We start from the raw sequence: 17,462 nt of genomic DNA on the forward strand, positions 1-17,462 counted from the left end.
CCGATACCGGCTAAACCACCTGAAATCATGACAGCAATATAACGCATACGTGTTACATTTATTCCCATTGTATCAGCGGCCATTGGATGTTCACCTACAGCACGAAGACGCAGACCGAATGGAGTGTAATACAGGACAACCCATGCTAGAATAGCAATCCCAATTGCTAAAACAGAAGTCCAATAGACGTTCTGGAAAAACATCGGGCCTAAAATTGGAATATCTTTTAAGAACGGAATATCGTCACGCAAGAATCGCTCTTGAACAAAGTCTGTTTGGCCTTTTCCGTAAATCATTTTTACTAGGAACAAACAAAGCGCCACTGCCAATAAGTTAATCGCTACACCAGAAACGACTTGATCCGCACGGAATGATACAGAAGCCACGGCATGCAGTAATGAAAATAATGAAGCGACAACCATAGCAGCAAGAAGAGCCATCCACTCTGTACCTTGTCCAAATATATGAACGAAAGATAAGTTAAATAGAATACCAATGAAAGCACCCATGACCATGAGTCCTTCCAATCCAATGTTTACTACACCAGAACGCTCAGAGAAAACCCCACCGATAGCGGTTAAAATTAGAGGCGCTGCATAAGCAATGGCTGCAGGGACTAGAAAATATAATACTTCCAAGAAACTCATGTTACTTCGCCTCCTTTTTCTTGCTGAAGCGTTCAACAAATAATCGAATGACGTAGCCTGAAGCTACGAAGAAAATGATAATCGCAATGACAATAGATACGATTTCGGTAGGAATACCCGCTTCATTTGGCATATTTAAAGCTCCATATTTTAATGAACCAAATAATGCTGCCCCGAAAATAACACCAAGTGGCGTGTTAGCACCAAGTAGTGCAACCGCAATACCATCAAAACCAATACCTGTAAAGCCGCCTTTAACAGAAGCATATTCAAACGTACCCAATGCTTCCATCGCTCCACCTAGACCAGCAAAGGCACCAGAAATGACCATTGCTAGAATGATATTTTTATTGACGTTCATTCCCGCATATTCTGAAGCATTTTGGTTTAAACCAACTGCTTTCAATTCAAATCCGCGAGTCGTTTTCTCTAAAATTAACCACATTACTAAAACCATGGCAAGTGCAATTAGAATTCCGTAATGAAGACGTGAGAAATCTGTCATGTTTTCAAGGAATTCTGAACGAAGTGACGCCGTTGGGTGAATTGCCCCCGTATTGTCTCCTCCATTAGAAAACGTTTTCACTAATGCGTTTGTTGTGTGAAGTGCTATATAGTTCATCATGATTGTGACAATTACTTCATGGACTTTAAAGCGAGCTTTTAGAAGTCCAGGAATGAAGCCCCATAATGCTCCCGCTCCAGCTGCAGCAATTAACGCAAGTGGCAAGTGAATGTATTTTGGAAAATCAAAGGCAACTCCTACATACGCCGCTGCAAACCAGCCAACGATTAATTGTCCTTCAACACCAATGTTAAATAGTCCTGTACGGAATGCAAATGCAACCGCTAAACCAGCAAGAATGTATGGTGTAATTTGTCGGACGGTTTCACCCATCGTATAAACATCACCAAAAATTCCGTTCCATAATGCTGCATAGCCAGCGACTGGATCGTATCCACTAACTAACATAACAATTGCCCCTACAAGTAATCCCAGAATAACGGAAATGACAGGAACAAGAATATTAACTAAACGATTAGACATGGGAGCTGCCCTCCTCTTTCACTTGATTTGTCATAGCGCCTTTTTTCGATTGACCCGCCATTAACAATCCAAGTTCTTGTTCGTTTGTTTGAAGAGGATCCAAAGTATCCACGATTTGCCCATCATATATGACCGCAATACGATCAGATACGTTCATGACTTCATCTAATTCAAATGAAATTAACAAGACAGCTTTTCCTTTATCGCGTTGTTCGATTAAACGCTGATGAATAAATTCAATCGCACCGACGTCCAATCCGCGGGTAGGCAGAGCGGCAATCAGTAAATCCGGATCCCTATCAATTTCACGGCCGATGATGGCTTTTTGTTGATTACCACCTGATAATGCACGTGCAGGTTCATGATCTCCCTGAGTACGTACATCGTATTTTTGAATGATTTCATTCGCTTTTTTCGAAATGGTCGAATAATTCATAAAACCATTTTTTGAATTTGGGCTTGTATAATACGTTTGTAAAGCAATGTTATGACCTATTGGGAAATCAAGGACAAGACCATGTTTATGACGATCTTGAGGAATATGACCAACACCAGATTCCGTAATCTTGCGTGGTCGTTTACCTGTAATATCTTGACCATTCATGAAAACTTGTCCGCTTTTCACTTTACGCAGACCCGTGATTGCTTCAATCAATTCCGATTGACCATTTCCGTCAATACCGGCAATTCCGACAATTTCACCTTTACGAACATTTAGGTTAAGGCCTCTTACTTTTTCAATCCCCCGGTAATCAGTAACCACTAAATCTTTCACGTCCAGAACATCTGTCGTAGGGTTAGCAGGACCTTTGACTGTTTTAAATTCCACTTGTCGTCCAACCATCAAGGAAGCAAGTTCATTGGGGTTTGTCTCAGCAGTCACCACTGTACCGATGCCTTGCCCTTTTCGAATAACCGTCACACGGTCCGAAACATCCATAATCTCTTTTAATTTATGAGTAATTAAGATAATAGATTTTCCTTCTTCAATTAAGCGACGCATAATCTGAATTAATTCCGTAATTTCTTGTGGAGTCAGAGATGCAGTCGGTTCATCAAAAATTAATATTTCAGCGCCACGATACAATGTTTTCAAAATCTCAACACGTTGTTGCATACCAACTGAAATGTCTTCAATTTTTGCATACGGGTCGACGTCTAATCCATAAAGTTCAGACAGCTCTTGTACTTTTTTGGCAGCAGTTTTCACAGAAATCATACCAAACTTAGTTGGCTCACTACCTAAAATGATGTTTTCTGTAACAGAAAAATCTTCAACTAACATGAAATGTTGGTGAACCATCCCGATTCCGAGGTTATTCGCAACATTTGGATCCGTAATCTTAACTTCTTGACCACGAACACGGATTTCTCCGCCCTCTGGCTGGTAAAGGCCGAAGAGTACGTTCATCAACGTCGATTTCCCTGCACCATTCTCACCGAGAAGGGCATGAATTTCGCCTTGTTTAAGTTGAAGGGTAATGTTGTCATTTGCAACGAAATTTCCGAACTCTTTTCGGATATTCAGCATTTCAATAACGTGTTCCAATATATTCACTCCCTTAGGCACTTTTTAAATGAAAATTAAATTAACACAGGAAAGGCTTTATCTATAAAACCTTTCATCTATTAATTTATAAAGGGCAATAAAAACATCATAAAGACCGGAAATCCGGTCTTTATGATGACTTATTCAAGTGTTAAATTACTCTACAGTTTCAGGAACTGTTACTTCGCCATCAGCGATTTTCTTAGCATACTCATCGATTTGAGCTAAAACATCGTCTGGAATTGCTCCACGAGAATCCGCTAAGCCAACGCCATCTTCAGCTAAACCGTAAACTGTTGTTTCGCCACCTGGGAATTTACCTTCTGCAGCCAATTTAGAAATGTTTTGTACAGCTACGTCAACGCGTTTTAACATTGAAGTTAATGTTATGTTATCGTCGCCAACAGCACCTTCGTCATATTGGTCAGAGTCAACCCCAATTACCCAAACGTAAGCATCTGGATCTTTAGTTTTTAATTCTTTAGCTTCTGCGAATACACCGTTACCAGTACCACCTGCAGCGTGGAAAATAATATCTACGCCTGAAGAATACATGCGGTTAGCAGTTGTTTTACCAAGTTCAGCTTTGTCAAATGCACCTGTGTACTGAACATCAACTTCGATGCTTGGATCGACAGCTTTTACGCCTTCAACGAATCCAGCTTCAAAACGTTCGATTACAGGGATATCCATACCACCAACGAAACCGATTTTTTTCGATTTAGTCATTAATGCTGCAGCAACACCTGCAAGGTAAGAACCTTCTTGCTCTTTGAATAATACTGAAGCAACATTTGGTTGATCTACTTCTGCATCAATAATAGCAAGATTATTATCAGGTTTTTGAGTTGCGATTTCATTTACTGATTTTTCCATTAAGAAACCAATTCCGAATACTAAATCAAAGTTACGACGTACTAAGAGATTTAAGTTTGTGTTATAGTCAGCGTCCGATTGTGATTGTAAGTAATCGATTCCACCGTCGCCTTTTTCAAGACCATTGTCTGCACCAAATGCTTTTAAACCTTCCCAAGCTGATTGGTTGAATGATTTATCGTCTACTCCACCAACGTCAGTTACCATTGCTACTGAGAAATCAATTGCTTCTTTTTCTCCAGCAGAACCGTTACCTTCATTCTTATCTTTGTCAGTACCACATGCTCCTAGAATTGTACTAGCAGCTAATACCATCGATAAAGCTAAACCAAATTTACGCTTTGTCAATTTGAGACCCCCCAAAAAATGTTTTTTCATATTAGCAGGAAGTTTGATGTTTTACACCCTTTTACGGACTACATGGAAACTGAATTTGTCAGCTCTAAAATAGTTTTTTGAATATAATACTACTTGATCTTTGTCATTATAATGTAATTGCTTCAGAACTAGTAACGCCGTTTCAGGTTCACACTCTAAAATCGGAGATGCCACTTCGTGGTAGCCTGTTGGGTCGATAAAAGTAACAGCATAAGTTACCCGGATTTCCCCGGATTCTTCAATTGCTGTGAAAATCGATCCTTCTTGCCTACTTAAAAAATCAGAAGGCAAATACTTTGCGGGAACTTTGTCCACACAATACACAACTGGTTCACCATTTGCTGTCCTTACACGTTCAATTGTAATGACTGATTCGTCTATTTCGCAATGAAAGCGTTTTATATCATCTTCAGACGGAAGCGCTTCCAAAGAACTCAAATAAATAGTACCTGGTTCCATGCCCGCTTTCCGTATCATAGAGGAGATACTTGTTAAATGTTCGATACCAGAAGTGAAAACTGGTTTCGAATTAACAAATGTACCTACACCATGACGTCTTACGATAACATTTTCTTCTTCCAACAGTCTAAGTGCTTCACGAAGTGTCGCACGACTGATTCCAAGTGATTTGGCCAGTTCAAATTCTGAAGGCAATTTCTCCTTCTCTTCGAATACACCTTTTGCAATATCGTCTTTAAGACGATCGATCACTTGAAGATACAAATGACGATGATCTGTTTTTATTGACATACATATCACCACCAACAGCAGAGATCAGACATCTGATGTAAAACTTTCCTACTAATCAGACATACTATACCACTTTTATTTGTGTAAATAAATAGATTTTTGGGTATTTACGAAAAGTTTCGTAAAAAACTTAATTTTTTTGTAATGCTTTTGTCATATAAAAGATCTTATGTTATGTCATCTTGCTTGGATTGAAGAACTTGTCTTGGCTTGCTACCTTCATAAGGTCCAATCACTCCGCGCATTTCCATCTGATCGATAATTCGTGCCGCTCTTGAATAGCCGACTCGGAATCTTCGTTGCAATAAAGAAACCGATGCTGTTTGCATATCCGTAACGAGTTGCACAGCTTCATCATATAAATCATCCGTCTGTTCATCCACTGATACTTCTTCAATTTCGGTTGGAATCATTTCTTCTTGATATTGTGCTTTTTGCTGAGCAATTGCAAAATCAACTACTTTTTCTACTTCCTGATCCGATAAGAAAGCTCCCTGTACACGGACTGGTTTCGATGCACCGGCTGCTAAAAATAACATATCTCCACGGCCAAGTAGTTTCTCTGCTCCCCCCATGTCCAAAATCGTACGGGAATCAATGGAAGAAGAAACAGCAAACGCAATTCGTGAAGGGATATTCGCTTTAATTACCCCTGTAATAACATCCACACTTGGACGTTGCGTCGCAATAATTAAATGTATCCCAGCCGCCCGAGCCATTTGTGCAAGTCTTGTAATTGAATCTTCCACGTCATTTGACGCGACCATCATCAAATCTGCCAATTCATCTACAATGACAACAATATAAGGTAACTGGGGATGTTTTTCATCGTTCTCTTCATTCCACTTACGAATGTGATCGTTATATCCTTCTATATTGCGTGTACCTGTATGAGAAAACAGATCATATCGACGTTCCATTTCTGACACCACTTTTTTAAGTGCCTGAGATGCTTTTCGAGGATCTGTTACGACAGGTGCCAACAAATGAGGAATTCCGTTGTAAACATTCAACTCGACCATTTTCGGGTCAATCATCATCATTTTCACTTCGTGAGGTTTCGCACGCATAATGATACTAACAATAATGCCGTTAATACATACACTTTTCCCGCTTCCGGTCGAACCGGCAACAAGTAGATGAGGCATTTTATTTAATTCCGCAAGAACAGCTTGTCCGGTAATATCACGACCAAGTCCGATCATCAATTTCGCATCTGGTTTATTGTTTTCTTTTGCTTCCAGCACTTCACGTAAACTTACGATGGCTACTTCCTGATTCGGTACTTCTATTCCGATTGCGGATTTTCCAGGAATCGGGGCCTCAATTCGGATATCCCGAGCTGCAAGAGCTAATGCCAGGTCATCACTGAGACTGACAATCTTACTTACTTTCACACCAGTGTCAGGCAAGACTTCATATTTTGTAACTGCAGGACCTAAATGCACTTGCGTCACACGAGCTTTGACACCAAAGCTGTTAAACGTCTTCTCCAGTTTTTTTGCATTGGCTTGAATGATTGAATATTCACCGCTTTGGTCACTATGTGGTGGTGCATTCAAAAGAGAAGCAGCAGGAAGTTGGTAATCTTTATTTTCCATCACTGCTTCTGATACGGAATCGAATACTTTTTCATTTAATTCTTCATTTTTCTCTATTTCTGGCTCCGGCTTTATTTCAACAACTTTCTCTGCACGTTCGGAAAAGGCAGATATAATTGGCGAAGTATGAACGGGTTCAGGTTCTCTGAGGGTTGTAGCGACTTCTAGATCTTGTGCAACTGGAGGCGAACTCTCGGATTTTTTCCGTTTGTCACTTCTTCGTTGCACTTTTGGAGCAGCAGTTTTTGTTTTTCTCTTTTGTGTCATCATGGCCGACCAATTCTTTTTCCAAATCGGTGCCTGGCTGGCTAAATAAGGAACGAGTGCTTTACCAGACAGCAGAATAAAGCCAATCATGACTAGCAGCCATGCGGCAATAGTCGCCCCGCCAGAATCAAACAGGACATGGAATGTGGCAAAAAGAAATGCCCCCAATATCCCGCCCCCCAACGATTGGTCACGGTTAACAATTCCTTCGCTTTCAATCAATATTCGCCATGTTTCACGAAGAACAGAATCGCTTATAAGTGCGCCACCTTGAAACAATTGTTCAAATAATGCTAAGTGGCTGAAAAGTGTCAAGCTGCCTAAGATACTGAATAGTCCTAAAACAATTCGATTATTCATTCCTGGTACGGCTCGATTAATCATCATCATGAGTGCAATGACAATACATAATAATGGGACTGCAAAATGCCAATTTCCAAAGAGAAACCTGGCGATTGACGAAAAAATGAAGCCAACAGCTCCTAATTCAAAAAAAGTAATGATGCCGAGTCCGATTATCAGTAAGCCAGCAATTTCATACATGAGTGGATGTATAGAAGTGGGCTTTTTCTTTTTAACAACCTTTTTCTTTCTTCTTGTCACTTCGATCACCTTCTTTGGTCAGTTAATTAGTGAAAAGCATTTAAAGCGATATACATATGAAGACTACTCCACTGTTCAAAGCTCGGTCGTCTTTAGTGCTTTCATCTTTATGTGAAAGAAAAAGGATTTCCTGCCGCTACAAATAGCGAGGAAATCCTTCCGTTTTTTCACCTTAATATTCCATAATAATCGGGATGATCATCGGACGTCTTTTCGTTTTTTGGTATAAGTACGAATTTAAGGTATCACGTATTTCTTGTTTTATGTTTGTCCATTCGAACGTTTCTTTGCTGACATATTTCTCAACGATTTTCTTCACTAACTCAGCTGATTCATCCATAAGCTGTTCAGACTCACGCACGTAGACAAATCCACGGGATAAGATTTCTGGACCAGATGCAATTTTCTTTTGTGCGCGGTTTAAGGTAACGACTACAATAAAGATACCGTCTTGTGACAGAAGTTTTCGGTCACGTAGAACAATGTTCCCAACGTCTCCTATACCAATACCATCGATTAACACGTTACCTGCCTGAACGCGGCCGCTCATACGCATTTTACCAGCTTTATATTCGACAATATCCCCTTTATCTGCAATAAAGATTTGTGACTTGGCCAAACCAGTAGCCTGGGCAAGTTTTGAGTGAGCCATCAGCATGCGGTATTCACCTTGAATCGGGATAAAGAATTTAGGTTTCATCAAGTTCAGCATCATTTTTAAATCTTCTTGGCTGCCATGTCCGGAAACATGCACTTTTTTACTGGCAGTTAAAACTTTTGCACCAGTTTTTGCTAAGTGATTCATTGTTTTAAACATCGCAACTTCCATACCTGGTGACGGAGTGAATGTAATTAACACTGTGTCTGTATCTTTGATTTTCACATCTTTATGATGTTTTCTAACCATTTTTTCAAGCGCTTCAAGAGGTTCCCCTTGGTTACCCGAAACGATAATAACTACTTCATCATCTGCATAATTGCCGATTTCTTTGATTGAAATTAATGTTTCTTCATCAATTTTCAAGTATTCGAGACGTTTCCCAACATCAAAGACGTTTTCCAATGTTTTACCTACTACCGCTACTTTGCGTTTTGACTCAATTGCTGTGTCAAACACTTGTTGGATACGAATGAAGTTAGAAGAATACAAGGAAACGAGAATACGGCCTTTTGCACCGTGGAAAGTTTCCGAAAGTTGTTCTTCAATCACCGATTCAGGAGTTGTGTAGCCAGGTCGCTCCGCTTCAGTAGAATCAGACATTAATATAAATACTCCATCTTCACCAAGACCAGCCATTTTAGCGATGTCTGGACGGTAGCTCCCTTTAGCAGATTGGTCGAATTTAAATTCTCCCGTATGCACAATCGCGCCCTCAGATGTATGGAAGACAATCCCTAATGAATCGGGAATACTATGTGTTGTATGGAAAAATGTAACATGAGTCGATTTGAAGTTCATGCGACTTTTGTTAGTCACTTCAAAGAATTTTACAGGCTGTGCAGCCGGCAATTCTTTCAGATGCTCTTTTGCTAAGGCAATCGTCAAACGAGACCCGTAGACTGGTGCATGGATCTTGTTCAACAAATAGGAAATGGAGCCGATTGCATCTTCATGTCCGTGTGTTAAAAAGATTCCTTTTACGCGCGCTTTATTTTCTTCTAAGTATGTTACGTCCGGAATGACAATATCAATTCCAAGCATTTCGTCTTCAGGGAACATGAGTCCACTGTCTACGACAAAGATTTCTTCATCTATTTCTACTACGTACATTGCTTTTCCGATTTCCCCAACTCCACCGAGGGGGATAATACGGATGGTTTCATTTATTGTTTTAGTCACTTGCTTTCCTCCTAAAAATTACCCGATCAACATCCACTAGTAATCATTATACGGGACGTATGACAACAGTACAAACAAAAAAAGGTCAGCTGAACACTGACCTTTCAAAATTTATTTAAAACTTTTTCTTTTTGCCTCATATTTCGCCCAAGCTTGATCGAAATCTTGCTTCTCATCACTCGTCATATCAACAAGCGGAAGTCGAACTGATCCAACATCTAAACCCAGTTTAGATAATGCATATTTCACTGGCACGGGATTCGGTTTTGCAAATAGAGCACGAATGAGTGGTAACATCGCATGGTGTATTTCCGCTGCATCAGTGTGTCTACCTTCTTCAAAAGCACGAATTAACTTTTGCATATCTTCGCCTACAATATGAGAAGCTACAGACACTACACCTGCACCTCCGATTGAAAGCAATGGCAATGTTAATCCATCATCCCCACTATAAACTGCGAAATCTGCCTGGCATTCTGAAATAATATCAGACATTTGCTCCAAATTCCCGCCAGCCTCTTTGATTGCTTGGATGTTTGAAATCTTACTTAATGCCAGAACCGTCTCTGGCAACATATTAACTACTGAACGACCCGGTATATTATAAAGAAGAACAGGCAATTTCGTTTCATTCGCGATCGTTTTAAAATGCTCATACATCCCTCGTTGATCCGGCTTATTGTAATACGGAGTAACGAGCATAATGCCATCCACTCCAGCTTCTTCAGCTATTTTGGTCAGTTCGATTGATGCTCTCGTGCTATTGCTACCAGTACCTGCATAGACTGGGATTCGTTTGTTAACTGATTCTACAGTAAAACGGATTAAGTCTGCTTTTTCTTGATTCGTTAATGTAGGAGATTCTCCCGTTGTTCCACAGACCACAATCGAGTCTGTGCCAGTTGCGATTAAATGTTCGATAAGTTTTGCGACCATTTCAAAATGTATGGAGCCATCTGGTAAGAATGGTGTGACCATCGCAGTAGATACGCGACCGATATTCATTAGAATCTCCCCTTTTAAATAATTCCGTCTTCAATCATTGCTTCAGCTATTTGGATTGAGTTCAATGCTGCACCTTTTAATAAATTATCTGCAACAATCCACATGTGGAACCCTTTGTCATTTGACAGATCTTTTCGTATGCGACCAACGAAAACTGCATCTTGACCTTCTGCAAATAAAGGCATAGGATAATGTTGTTTCGCAGGATTATCAAGTACTTCAATTCCCTTTGCCGCTTCTAAAATGGACCTTATTTCAGCAACGCTTACGCCCTCTTTATCGACTTCAATAAAAACAGACTCAGAGTGGCCAGATACAACTGGCAAACGTACACATGTAGCTGCAACCGATAAATCCGGAGCATGCATGATTTTCTTCGTTTCATTAATCATTTTCATTTCTTCCAGCGTAAAGCCATTATCATCAAATGTATCAATTTGAGGAATAGCATTGAACGCGATTGGATAATGTGTCTCAGCACTTTTAACTGGCAATACTTGAGCCACTGCATTTTTAGTTTCCCCAAATGTAGCACTTTGGGCTTCGAGCTCATTAATTGCAACAGCTCCAGCACCTGAAACAGCTTGATACGTGGAGACGATCACATTATTCAAACCAAACGCTTCTTTAATTGGTTGCAATGCACAAACCATTTGAATCGTCGAACAGTTTGGGTTGGCTATGATGCCATTGTGCAATTTAAGATCTTGACGATTCACTTCAGGCACGACGAGTGGAATATCTTTATCCATTCGGAATGCACTTGTGTTGTCGATAACGACTGCCCCACGTTTAGCCGCTTCTGGCGCAAGGACTTTCGAAACTGAGCCTCCTGCGCTGAATAATGCAATATCAACACCCTCGAATGCCTCAGGTGTCGCTTCTTCAATCGTATAAGATTTCCCTTTGAATTCAATGTTTTTTCCGGCTGAACGTTTTGAAGCCAGGAACTTTATATGTTGAATCGGAAAATTTCGTTTTACGAGTTGTTCCATCATTTTCTCTCCAACTGCACCGGTTGCACCGACAACAGCTACTGTGTAGCTTTTAGCCATGACACTCACTCCCTCTAGCCAACTAATTGGTCATAATGACGGTATTGTATCATAAACTTGCGTGATTGTGCATGAAAATTAATCCGATTGCCCGTGTTGGATTAGTAAGGGTTGAAGTTGTTGATGTTCTAGAGCTTTGACAATCGTTGGTAGAATCTGATTGAAATCGGAGATGAGGGAGTTTGGTTTTTTATATGGATCATCCTGACCGAATGGAATGAAGTAAATGTGTTTGGCATTTATTAATCTCATGACGTTTACGCCATTTAATCCAAGTGCATCATTAGTTGAAATGCCAAGGACGACAGGTCGACCGATTCGCATGGTTGCTTTGGCAGCCATCAAAACAGGTGAATCCGTTATTGCATTAGCTAAGCGACTGATTGAATTGCCCGTTATTGGTGCAATGACCATGCAATCAAGTGGCGCTTTTGGTCCGAGTGGTTCCGCATCGGCAATAGTAGAAATTACTTTTGCCCCAGCAGCATCCTCTATTTTTCTTACCCATTCATCCCCTGTGCCAAAGCGAGTGGCAGCTACTAGCACGGAATGTGAAACGACTGGTACAACCACTGCACCCTGTTCTCTCAAAATAGTGATTTTCGGAACCACTTCTTCATACGTACAATGTGATGCTGTTATACCAAAACCTATTCGTTTACCTGTTAGCACACCGTTCCTCCTTAGATATCTTTAGCTGATTCTGTCAAACATTTAAACAATATTTTTGATGCATCTTCTTTCAAAAATTGCCCTGGCAAAGAAGTACAGAGGCGATAGCATTCAGCATAATCGCCCTCCAATTCTAAGCAGCCAGGAGCGGAAGCAATATCATAAAACCGTTTGCTGGTTTTTAGTAACGATTGATAATCTTCTGTTAACCATTTTGCAGGAATTGTGTTGATGAATATTGCCTGATCACACGAAATTCCTTTTTCTAATTTTTTCACTTCGTAGCCCATCGCCTGAGCTTCAGCCAATTGAACTGGTGAGCGTACGACTATCAGTGGATGTGCATCCATCCGTTTAAGCTGTGTCGCCAACAATTTTGCTACTCGCCCGAAACCGGATATCATAAATTGTTTGCCTGCAACGGTTTCATGTTCTTCTAGATAATAGGCAGCAATAAATCCTTCTGCCGTTAACTTTGCATTCAACCAAATAAATTGTTCATCTTCAAGGTAGGCTACGGTATTCAGTTCACTTGCTTCAAAAAAGCGTGTCCACTCTGGAGATAATTTTCCGATGAAACATTTTTTTACGTTTTGAAAAAATTCCATTCCAATTGTATCGGTTACAATTTCAAGTGGCTGAATAGGTAAGACCATGATTTCTGGTTGAAAAGACAACAAATCCCGTTCCACTTGATAACTCCATGCTCTGGATGGGATATATAATACTTGCTCGTCAATGTTTTTCAACAAAGTAGCAAGCTTTTCCATGCGAGGATCCGTACCTATGACACACCACTTTCGGTTCGTCATATGGATTGATCCGCATGTAGATGAGACGTCTTAGTGAAGAGTATCCGATGTTCACCGATAAGGACGATATCTTCCCAAGCAATGTAGACATTTTGACTGCTTGGTTTCGATTTAAATGGCCGATTGCCTTGTTCTTTTAATACGAGAAATCCAATGATTTTTCCACTCGTTGGCTCAAATAGTAATTCAGTATCAGCAAGCAATCCAAATCGTTTGCCGTCTTCAACTTGGATTAATTCTTTTACCGCCAATTCTGATAGCAACATATGACTCCTCCTCCATGTTCATCTCCTTAAATATATGCAAAAAAAGACCACATGTTCACACGAAAAGTGAAGAAGGCCAATTTAGACCGACGCCGGCGCTGGAAGGGCCGATTCGAAAGCTTGCTTTCGAAAGAGGGCCTGAAGCTTAGGTGCGGTCTGGCCTTCGGAACTAGACAAAGAAGGCCATGTTAAACTGCCTCCTACCCTGGAAGGTCTTAAAAGCAAAGAAGGTAGACTTGTGACTAAGTCACTTCGTCCACCCCTCAACAATTGTTGGWATGTCAGTTTTTTGATACGCACCACCTACGAAGCAGTGCAGCATTGTAGGAGCAGGGTTTTAGCAAATCCCCTACATATTTCATATCTAAATCAAATTAAAAAGACTGCAAACAAACTCAAAAATAAGAGTTTGTCTACAGTCTGAGACAATTACAAAGGATTAGTCTTTTGGTGTAATGATTGAGATGGCTGGTTGAATGGTGAAAATATCCGTTACGAGTTTCTGTACTTGATGGATATGCACTTCATCAATCGACTCCAATACTTCATCATACGTTTTATGTTCATTGAAAATTAATTCATTTTTCCCATTGCGATTCATTCGAGCGTTCGTGCTCTCTAAACCGAGCATTAAATTTCCTTTTAATTGCTCTTTTGCATTGTTCACTTCTGTATCGGTAACCCCTTCATCCACCACTTTTTGAATGGTTTCATAAATGGTTTCCTGGAGTTTCTGCAACTGATTGCTGGAAGTGCCTCCATAAATAGCAACGGATCCTGCATCTTCATATGAAGAATGATACGAATAGATGGAGTAGGCCAACGCTTTTTCTTCACGGACTTCTTGGAACAGACGGGAAGACATATTTCCACCCAGAATATTATTCAATACAACAAGATCATAAATATGCTTATCTTTCACGCTTAGTCCAGGATAGCCAAGACAAATATGCCCTTGTTCCGTTTCGCGTGATTTACGTGATTCACCCGGTTGGAAAACTGGTGTGTCAAACGATGGACGAGCAGACATTGCCGTACTTGATCTGAATTGGCCGAATAAGGAATCAGTGTAATCTATCAAGCCATCCGGAATATTCCCCGCGATAGAAATCACAATATGTTCAGGTCGATAATGATGATCCATAAATTGATGGATGGAATCTTTGTTGAACGTTTCGAGTGATTCTTTAGTACCCAAAATCGATGCACCTAGCGTCTGGTTCGGATACATCACATTCCATAATTGTTCATGGACATCATCATCAGGTGTATCTTCTACCATCAGTATTTCTTCCAATACCACTTGGCGTTCTTTCTCTAATTCCTGTTCATCAAACTGAGAATGGAAAAACATATCTGCCAATACCGAAATGGCATGCTTCGCATGATGGTCTAATACTTTTGCATAATAGCAGGTTTGTTCTTTTGATGTAAATGCATTGACATGACCACCAATACGATCGAACTCTTCAGCAATCTGACGAGCAGACCGAGTAGCAGTTCCTTTAAAAAGCATATGTTCGATAAAATGAGTTAAGCCATTTTCTTCAGGTTTTTCATGTCTAGATCCAACATCAACCCATACTCCGACAGCAACTGATCGGACATGTGGGATGTGTTCATAGACAATACGCACACCGTTTTGACTTGTTCTTTTTTGTAACACACTAAAAGCCCCCAAACTTTAGAAAAAAGGTTGCCATACACTGATTGGCAACCTTTTTTCTTTGTTTACTATTAAGAAAGAATAAACTTTTTTTCAGTTGTTTTCTTTTTTCAAGTTTAGCTATATCTAAGCTCCAAACGCCTGTCAGGATTACGTGAGGTTATCGCTCTTCTTATATTATGCTTGCTCTTTTTCTGCCGCTTCTTTTTCTTCTTTTACGACAATTTTACGAGACAAGTTCACGCGACCTTGGTTATCAATTTCAATAACTTTGACGAACATTTCATCACCAAGTTTTAAAACATCTTCAACTGCTTTCGTACGTTCTTCCTGGATTTCTGAAATATGAAGTAGTCCATCTTTACCAGGGAAGATTTCTAGGAATGCACCGAATTTTTCAATACGTTTCACTTTAGCCATATAGTATTCACCAACAGCTGCTTCGCGCACGATATTTTCAATGATTTCTTTTGCACGTGCATTCATTTCTTGGTCAATTGAAGAAATGTAAATCGTACCATCTTGCTCTGTATCGATTTTCACGCCAGTTTCATCGATGATTTTGTTGATTTGCTTACCACCCGGTCCAATAACGTCACGGATCTTATCAGGATTGATTTTAATCATGATAATTTTCGGAGCATATTGAGACAAATTCGTGCGTGGTTCAGAAATTGTTGCCATCATGCTATCTAAAATATGCATACGGCCGATTTTTGCTTGTGTCAATGCCTCTTCTAAAATGCTGCGAGACAAGCCATCAATCTTAATATCCATTTGAAGTGCCGTAACACCTTTAGCAGTACCGGCTACTTTGAAGTCCATATCACCTAAGTGATCTTCCATTCCTTGAATATCCGAAAGAACAGAATAATGCTCACCGCGCTTGATAAGACCCATAGCAATACCTGCAACTGGCGCTTTAATTGGAACACCCGCATCCATCATGGCAAGAGTTGATGCACAAATACTTGCTTGAGAAGTAGAACCGTTTGATTCCAATACTTCAGAAACTAAACGAATTGTGTATGGGAAATCTTTTTCATCAGGAATAACAGCAACAAGTGCACGCTCACCTAAAGCACCATGACCGATTTCGCGACGACCTGGTCCACGGATAGGTCCTGTTTCCCCAACACTGAATTGTGGGAAATTATAATGATGCATGAAACGTTTCGATTCTTCGATTCCTAAACCGTCGATGATTTGAACATCGCCTAATGCACCTAAAGTAGCAATACTAAGTGCTTGTGTTTGCCCACGAGTAAACAATCCAGAACCATGAGTACGAGGCAAAATCCCTGTCTCAGATGATAATGGACGGATCTCATCTAATTTACGGCCATCAGGACGAACTTTATCTTCTGTAATTAAACGGCGAACTTCTTCTTTCACCATTTTATCTAAAATTTGGCGAACTTGTTTTAGTGTTGCTTCATCAGCTTCACGTTCAACGTAGATCGCTACAACTTCTTCTTTAACTTCAGTGATTGCTAATTCGCGAGCATGTTTTTCATACACTTGAATGGCACTGTTTAATTTTGTTTCGCACATTTCACTAATTTCGGCAGAAAGTTCAGCATCAAGCTCGAAAAGTTTGATGTCCGTTTTCTCTTTACCCATAACCGCAACTACTTCTTCTTGGAACGCGATTAATTTTTTGATTTCTTCATGACCGAACATAATCGCTTCCAACATTACTTCCTCAGGAACTTCAAGTGCCCCTGCCTCAACCATGTTGATTGCCTCTTTTGTACCAGCAACAATTAAATCAATTGTACTAACTGCCAATTGTGCTTGATTAGGGTTAATGATAAATTGACCATCAATCAATCCTACTTGTACGCCTGCAATCGGGCCATCGAAAGGAATATCAGAAACAGATAATGCTAAAGAAGATCCTAACATCGCAGCCATTTCAGTCGTGCAATCTTGATCTTTAGACATAACGATTGAAATAACTTGAACTTCATTACGGAATCCATCAGGGAATAACGGACGAATTGGACGGTCAATTAGACGACTCGTCAATACTGCGTTTTCTGATGGGCGTCCTTCACGTTTAATGAAACCACCTGGAATTTTCCCTGCTGCGTAAAGACGCTCTTCATAGTTACATGTAAGTGGGAAGAAATCTAATGGCTTAGGATGTTTTGAAGCAGTAGCTGTTGAAAGAACTGTAGAATCTCCGTAACGGACCATAACAGCACCGTTAGCTTGTTTTGCATATTTGCCTACTTCTACTTGCAATGGACGACCTGCCCATTCGAAATTAAAAATTTGTTTTTCTGTCATTGAATGAACTCCTCTCGTACTAAAAATCCTATTAAATTTAGTTGTATGTATCATTAGTAGTGTATCAAAAAAGCGTTTATCATGCGATAAATTATAAAATTGTCATTGAGAGTTGGTTCTATACAAAGAAAT

Annotated in this window: 14 protein-coding genes; all 14 read right to left on the reverse strand. The window is 40.1% G+C overall.

Going from position 1 to position 17,462, the window contains the following annotated elements; genetic code table 11:
• Window positions 1–647 (reverse strand): ABC transporter permease (locus AC1DSL_RS01820; RefSeq protein ID WP_477530991.1); only part of this gene is annotated, 647 nt, incomplete at its 3' end.
• A 1-nt stretch (window position 648) separates the two neighbouring features.
• Window positions 649–1,695 carry an ABC transporter permease gene (locus AC1DSL_RS01825; protein ID WP_016427579.1) on the reverse strand — a complete coding sequence of 349 codons (1,047 nt, stop codon included), beginning with the start codon at window positions 1,693–1,695 and terminating at the stop codon, window positions 649–651.
• Window positions 1,688–3,244, reverse strand: coding sequence for an ABC transporter ATP-binding protein (locus AC1DSL_RS01830; protein ID WP_016427580.1), 1,557 nt, complete (start codon window positions 3,242–3,244; stop codon window positions 1,688–1,690). The genes AC1DSL_RS01825 and AC1DSL_RS01830 overlap by 8 nt, the downstream gene beginning before the upstream one ends.
• 156 nt (window positions 3,245–3,400) lie before the next feature.
• Window positions 3,401–4,468 (reverse strand): BMP family lipoprotein, encoded by a 1,068-nt coding sequence (locus tag AC1DSL_RS01835; protein WP_477530992.1) that lies wholly within the window; start codon window positions 4,466–4,468, stop codon window positions 3,401–3,403.
• Between the two features lie 51 nt (window positions 4,469–4,519).
• Window positions 4,520–5,248: a GntR family transcriptional regulator gene (locus AC1DSL_RS01840; RefSeq protein WP_477530993.1), complete on the reverse strand. Its 729-nt coding sequence runs from the start codon at window positions 5,246–5,248 to the stop codon at window positions 4,520–4,522.
• 167 nt (window positions 5,249–5,415) lie between these two features.
• Window positions 5,416–7,719, reverse strand: coding sequence for an FtsK/SpoIIIE family DNA translocase (locus tag AC1DSL_RS01845; RefSeq protein ID WP_477530994.1), 2,304 nt, complete (start codon window positions 7,717–7,719; stop codon window positions 5,416–5,418).
• 172 nt (window positions 7,720–7,891) lie between these two features.
• A complete protein-coding gene (locus tag AC1DSL_RS01850) occupies window positions 7,892–9,559 on the reverse strand; it encodes a ribonuclease J (RefSeq protein ID WP_477530995.1) in 1,668 nt (555 codons plus the stop codon).
• 111 nt (window positions 9,560–9,670) lie between these two features.
• A complete protein-coding gene (gene dapA / locus AC1DSL_RS01855; RefSeq protein WP_342541802.1) occupies window positions 9,671–10,564 on the reverse strand; it encodes a 4-hydroxy-tetrahydrodipicolinate synthase in 894 nt (297 codons plus the stop codon).
• A gap of 14 nt (window positions 10,565–10,578) precedes the next feature.
• Window positions 10,579–11,619 carry an aspartate-semialdehyde dehydrogenase gene (locus AC1DSL_RS01860; RefSeq protein WP_477530996.1) on the reverse strand — a complete coding sequence of 347 codons (1,041 nt, stop codon included), beginning with the start codon at window positions 11,617–11,619 and terminating at the stop codon, window positions 10,579–10,581.
• A gap of 78 nt (window positions 11,620–11,697) precedes the next feature.
• Complete coding sequence (locus tag AC1DSL_RS01865) at window positions 11,698–12,291, reverse strand: dipicolinate synthase subunit B (RefSeq protein ID WP_016427587.1); 594 nt, start codon at window positions 12,289–12,291, stop codon at window positions 11,698–11,700.
• Window positions 12,292–12,302: 11 nt separating this feature from the next.
• Window positions 12,303–13,103, reverse strand: coding sequence for a hypothetical protein (locus tag AC1DSL_RS01870; protein WP_477530997.1), 801 nt, complete (start codon window positions 13,101–13,103; stop codon window positions 12,303–12,305).
• Window positions 13,100–13,369 carry a YlmC/YmxH family sporulation protein gene (locus tag AC1DSL_RS01875; protein WP_477530998.1) on the reverse strand — a complete coding sequence of 90 codons (270 nt, stop codon included), beginning with the start codon at window positions 13,367–13,369 and terminating at the stop codon, window positions 13,100–13,102. The genes AC1DSL_RS01870 and AC1DSL_RS01875 overlap by 4 nt, the downstream gene beginning before the upstream one ends.
• 439 nt (window positions 13,370–13,808) lie before the next feature.
• Window positions 13,809–15,035, reverse strand: a complete 1,227-nt coding sequence (locus AC1DSL_RS01880; protein WP_016427591.1) for a M16 family metallopeptidase — start codon at window positions 15,033–15,035, stop codon at window positions 13,809–13,811.
• Between the two features lie 177 nt (window positions 15,036–15,212).
• The gene (pnp, locus tag AC1DSL_RS01885; RefSeq protein WP_477530999.1) at window positions 15,213–17,330 is read right to left on the reverse strand and encodes a polyribonucleotide nucleotidyltransferase; all 2,118 of its coding nucleotides are present in this window, start codon (window positions 17,328–17,330) and stop codon (window positions 15,213–15,215) included.
• Window positions 17,331–17,462 lie beyond the last annotated feature (132 nt).

This window comes from Paenisporosarcina sp. P4_D4 (assembly GCF_056401835.1).

Excerpts from the sequence above, each read along its gene's own strand:
- AC1DSL_RS01825 (WP_016427579.1), bottom strand. The coding sequence starts at position 1,695 with ATGTCTAATCGTTTAGTTAATATTCTTGTTCCTGTCATTTCCGTTATT.
- AC1DSL_RS01840 (WP_477530993.1), bottom strand. The coding sequence starts at position 5,248 with ATGTCAATAAAAACAGATCATCGTCATTTGTATCTTCAAGTGATCGAT.
- dapA (WP_342541802.1), bottom strand. The coding sequence starts at position 10,564 with ATGAATATCGGTCGCGTATCTACTGCGATGGTCACACCATTCTTACCA.
- AC1DSL_RS01860 (WP_477530996.1), bottom strand. The coding sequence starts at position 11,619 with ATGGCTAAAAGCTACACAGTAGCTGTTGTCGGTGCAACCGGTGCAGTT.
- AC1DSL_RS01870 (WP_477530997.1), bottom strand. The coding sequence starts at position 13,103 with ATGACGAACCGAAAGTGGTGTGTCATAGGTACGGATCCTCGCATGGAA.
- AC1DSL_RS01875 (WP_477530998.1), bottom strand. The coding sequence starts at position 13,369 with ATGTTGCTATCAGAATTGGCGGTAAAAGAATTAATCCAAGTTGAAGAC.
- pnp (WP_477530999.1), bottom strand. The coding sequence starts at position 17,330 with ATGACAGAAAAACAAATTTTTAATTTCGAATGGGCAGGTCGTCCATTG.